The 4146-nt window shown below is 65.9% G+C and carries 6 protein-coding genes; 5 read left to right on the top strand and 1 reads right to left on the bottom strand.

Annotated elements, in window-relative coordinates; all coding sequences use genetic code 11:
* Positions 1 to 153: 153 nt before the first annotated feature.
* Complete coding sequence (dnaA, locus tag PKH97_RS14430; RefSeq protein WP_324388254.1) at positions 154 to 1593, bottom strand: chromosomal replication initiator protein DnaA; 1440 nt, start codon at positions 1591 to 1593, stop codon at positions 154 to 156.
* Between the two features lie 436 nt (positions 1594 to 2029).
* On the opposite strand from dnaA, the gene rpmH reads away from it, so the two are divergent.
* From rpmH to PKH97_RS14405, 5 genes are all read left to right on the top strand, one after another.
* Positions 2030 to 2167: a 50S ribosomal protein L34 gene (gene rpmH, locus PKH97_RS14425; protein ID WP_324388253.1), complete on the top strand. Its 138-nt coding sequence runs from the start codon at positions 2030 to 2032 to the stop codon at positions 2165 to 2167.
* Positions 2168 to 2180: 13 nt separating this feature from the next.
* Entirely contained in the window at positions 2181 to 2546 is a 366-nt protein-coding gene (rnpA, locus tag PKH97_RS14420; protein WP_324388252.1) for a ribonuclease P protein component, read from the top strand.
* Positions 2543 to 2821, top strand: coding sequence for a membrane protein insertion efficiency factor YidD (yidD, locus tag PKH97_RS14415; protein WP_324388250.1), 279 nt, complete (start codon positions 2543 to 2545; stop codon positions 2819 to 2821). The genes rnpA and yidD overlap by 4 nt, the downstream gene beginning before the upstream one ends.
* Positions 2822 to 2828: 7 nt before the next feature.
* Entirely contained in the window at positions 2829 to 3866 is a 1038-nt protein-coding gene (gene yidC / locus PKH97_RS14410) for a membrane protein insertase YidC (protein ID WP_324388249.1), read from the top strand.
* Between the two features lie 74 nt (positions 3867 to 3940).
* The coding region (locus tag PKH97_RS14405) for a hypothetical protein (protein WP_324388247.1) at positions 3941 to 4146 on the top strand (206 nt) is incomplete at its 3' end.

The following is a 4146-nucleotide window of genomic DNA, read 5'->3' as shown; positions in this document are numbered from 1 at the left end:
GCCAAGCGTCGCGTAATCCACAGACTTATCCCCATCGTGTGGACAGCGAATGGGGTCCTTGCAGGTCAGGACCTCGACACGCCGACGAGAGAGTCGATGTCGTTCCGGTAACGGCCAACCCACCGACTGTGGAAAGACCTGGGGAGGACGGCGCTAGGCAGATTGCTGACGGATCCGATTGGTCAGTTCGGTGACCTGGTTGTAGATGGCCCGGCGCTCGGCCATCAACTGGCGGATCTTCTTGTCGGCGTGCATGACGGTCGTATGGTCGCGCCCGCCGAACTGCTGGCCGATCTTCGGCAACGAAAGATCGGTCAACTCACGGCAGAGGTACATCGCGATCTGGCGGGCCGTGACGAGCACCCGCGAGCGCGACTGCCCCTGCAAATCCTCGATGGTCAGGCCGAAGTAGGCCGCGGTCTGGGCCATGATCGTCGCGCTGGTGATCTGGTTGGCGTGCTCATTGGGCATCAGGTCTTTGAGCACGATCTGCGCGAGCGGCAGGTCGACCGGCTGCCGGTTGAGGCTGGCGAAGGCCGTCACCCGGATCAGGGCCCCCTCGAGCTCGCGGATATTGGTCGAGATCCGCGAGGCGATGAACTCCAGGACCTCGTCGGGGACCGAGAGCCGCTCCTGGATCGCCTTCTTGCGCAGGATGGCGATCCGGGTCTCCAGGTCGGGCGGCTGGACGTCGGTCAGCAGGCCCCACTCGAAGCGCGAGACCATCCGGTCCTCGAAATTCGAGAGGTGCTTGGGCGGGACGTCCGAGGTGATCACGACCTGCTTGTTGGTGTTGTGCAGGCTGTTGAAGGTGTGGAAGAACTCCTCCTGGGTCTGGACCTTGCCCGAGAGGAATTGGATGTCGTCGATCAGCAGGACGTCGACTTCGCGATAGCGATTCTGGAAGTTCGCCGCCTTGTCGTCGCGGATGCTGTTGATGAAGTCGTTGGTGAACTCTTCGGAGTTGACGTACCGCACCTTCAGATGCGGCTGCAGAATGCGGGCGTAGTGCCCGATGGCATGCAGCAGGTGGGTCTTGCCCAGCCCGGACTCGCCATAGATGAACAACGGGTTGTAGGCCTTGGCCGGCGCCTCGGCCACCGCGACGGCCGCGGCGTGGGCGAAGCGGTTACTCGCGCCGATGACGAAGGTTTCGAAGACATACTTCGGGTTCAGCCGGGTCGCATCGAGCGGGTCCAGGGTGACGACCGAGCCGGCACCCGGGCGCAGCGGCTCGGGCTCGAAGTCGTCGTCGACCAGACCGTCGTCGACCACGGCGTCCTCGTCCGGAGCTTCGACCGAACTGGTGAACAGGTCCTCCTCGACCGCCAGCGACGGATCGACGGTGACGGCGAGGGTGACCTCGGTGCCGAGTTCAGCGGCGAGCGCGGCCAGCACGTGCGTGCGGACCTTCTGCTCGAGAACGGTCTTGGCGAAGTCGTTGCCGACCGCGATGAGCACCGTGTCGTCGAGGATCCCCTTGACCTTGGCGTTCTTGAGGAACGAGCGATGCTGGATGGAGACGCGGTCTTCGGCCAGGGTGGACAGCACCTTGGCCCACAACCGGCTCGCGTCCAACCGTGCCTCGGACACGGGGCCTACCTTCCTGGGACCGTTCGCGACATCCACAGCGTTGTCCACACCCTGTGGGAAGCGGCCACCTCATCATGGACGAGGGCCGAACCTAACAACCCTCCACCCGCGCGAGCAAGCGCGAGCCCAAGGCATTATGTCCCGGCGGCGGAATCTTTGGCGCCTTGGGGTGTGTCGCGTCAACGCTGCCCGATCGAACGGGTGCAGGATGGTCGGTTTGGGTGCCATGCCGCTTGCCGGATGCCGTCGGTTTGACCCCCTGAGTGGGCGCCCCGTATCGTTGTGCTTCGGCCTTTCGGCCGTTTTCGCATTCCTACGCCCCGCGCGCAGGCTTCCGATTGCGGCCGAAAGCGAGCCGATCAGCCACCCGGCAGTCACTACGACCACCGCCACGCCGGCGAGCGGGACCCTCGCCACGTCATACGGAAGAAGTCAGATGAGCAAGCGCACCTTCCAGCCGAACAACCGTCGCCGCGCCAAGAACCACGGTTTCCGCGCCCGCATGCGCACCCGCGCCGGCCGCGCCATCCTCTCGGCTCGCCGCCGCAAGGGTCGCGCCGAGCTGTCCGCCTGACGTATCCCGAGCTGTGCTTCCGGCACGGCATCGCTTGCGTTCCAGCGCCGACTTCAACGCAGTCCTGCGCCGTCGCGACCGCGTCGACGGGTCGGCCCGGTTCGTGGTGGTGCATGCATATCGCTCCCCTGGCCGGGACAATGCCCCCTGCCGGGTGGGCTTCGTCGTCTCCAAAGCGGTCGGCAATGCGGTGATCCGCAATCGCACCAAGCGGCGCCTGCGCGAGCAGTGCCGCGCCCGGCTTGAGGCGCTGCGACCGGGCGTCGACTACGTGGTACGCGCCCGAGCGGCCGCCGGGACGGCGAGCAGCGCCGAACTGGGCGTGGCCCTCGATGAGGCCTTCGGTCGGGCCGATCGCGCGTGGGGAGCGCGGGTATGACGGTGGGCGGGTTGCTGGCGCAGCCGCTGATCTGGCTGATCCGGGCGTATCAACTGGTGATTTCCCCGATGTCCCCGCCCTCGTGCCGGTACTACCCGTCGTGTTCGGCCTATGCGCTGGGGGCGCTGCGCCGGTTCGGACTTTTCCGCGGGAGCTATCTCGCGGCGCGGCGCGTTCTTCGCTGTCACCCGTGGGCACCGGGCGGAGTCGATCACGTGCCTCAGACTTTCAGCTTCTCGCCGCCGGCGAACCATGATCACCAACTGAGCAGTTAAGGACAGCATGGGCGACTTCTTCAACAGCGTGCTCTACCCGATCGAATGGGTGGTCGCGTGGATCATGTACGGCTTCCACCAGGCCTTCACCGCGGTCGGGATGCCCGCGGCGTCCGGGTGGACCTGGGGGCTCTCGATCGTCGGTCTGGTGATTGTCATGCGAGCGGCGCTGATCCCGCTCTTCATGAAGCAGATCCACGCCTCGCGGAATATGCAGATCCTCAGCCCCGAGCTGCAGAAGATCCAGGCGAAGTACAAGGGCAAGACCGATCCCGAATCCCGTCAGAAGATGACGCAGGAGACGATGGAGCTCTACCGCTCCTCAGGGACCAATCCGCTCTCGTCGTGTCTGCCGATCCTGGCCCAGTCGCCGATCTTCTTCGGTCTCTTCCGCGTGCTCAATGGGCTGCAGTCGATCGCCGACGGCAAGCGTGACGGCATCGGCCCGATCACCCGCGACGTCGCGAGTCAGGCCGAGCAGGCGATGATTTTCGGAGCCCAGCTCTCCGACAAGTTCATTGGTGCCTCGACGACCAACACCAAGATCGTCACGATCGTGTTGATCATCTTGATGTCGGTCACGACGTTCACCACCCAGCGCCAGCTGATGACCAAGAACATGCCGGCCTCCGCGTTGGACAACCCCTTCGCGCGGCAGCAGAAGGTGCTGCTCTATGTGTTGCCGCTGGTCTTCGCGATCTCGGGTGTCAACTTCCCGATCGGTGTGCTCATCTACTGGTTCGTCACGAACGTCTGGTCGATGTGTCAGCAGTTCTATGTGATCCGGCGGATGCCGGCACCGGGCTCGTTGGCCGAGAAGGCGCTGCACGAACGGCGCGCCCGGAAGGGGCAGCCGCTGCCTGCGACACCGGTGGTGCCGGGCACGGGGGCGGTCAGCGGCACTGTGGTCGACACGTCCGCTCCCAAGTCGGGACAACGCGTCCAGCCCAAGCGCAAGGACCGTGGCGGGCCGCGTCCCAAGGCGGGCGGCTCCAGCAGCGGCGGCACCGGCGGGGATGGTCCGCAGGATGCGCCCGGCCGCTGACGGCGGCCCCACGTCATACCAACCCTGGTGAACCCGCTTCCGGGTCACCAAGACGGCAAAGGAGTTAGCGCCGGATGAGCGAGAACGATGTGATCGTGTCCGAGCAGTCCTCGGACCTCGAGGAGACGCCAGAGGTCGAGGCGAACGCGAGCGACGCGGGCGTCGACGCGGCTGCCGAAAACGCTCACGATGTGAGCGAGGCGGCGGGCGATGAGGGTGACGCGGCGGGCGCGAGTGAGGCGGCGGGCGATGAGGGTGACGCCGCGGGCGCGAGCCGGGC

It is taken from the genome of Nostocoides sp., from assembly GCF_035343835.1.
Taxonomy (GTDB): Bacteria; Actinomycetota; Actinomycetes; order Actinomycetales; family Dermatophilaceae; genus Nostocoides_A; species Nostocoides_A vanveenii.
The sequence above is the reverse complement of the archived record's forward strand: the minus strand, read 5'-3'. Positions and strand labels throughout refer to the sequence as shown.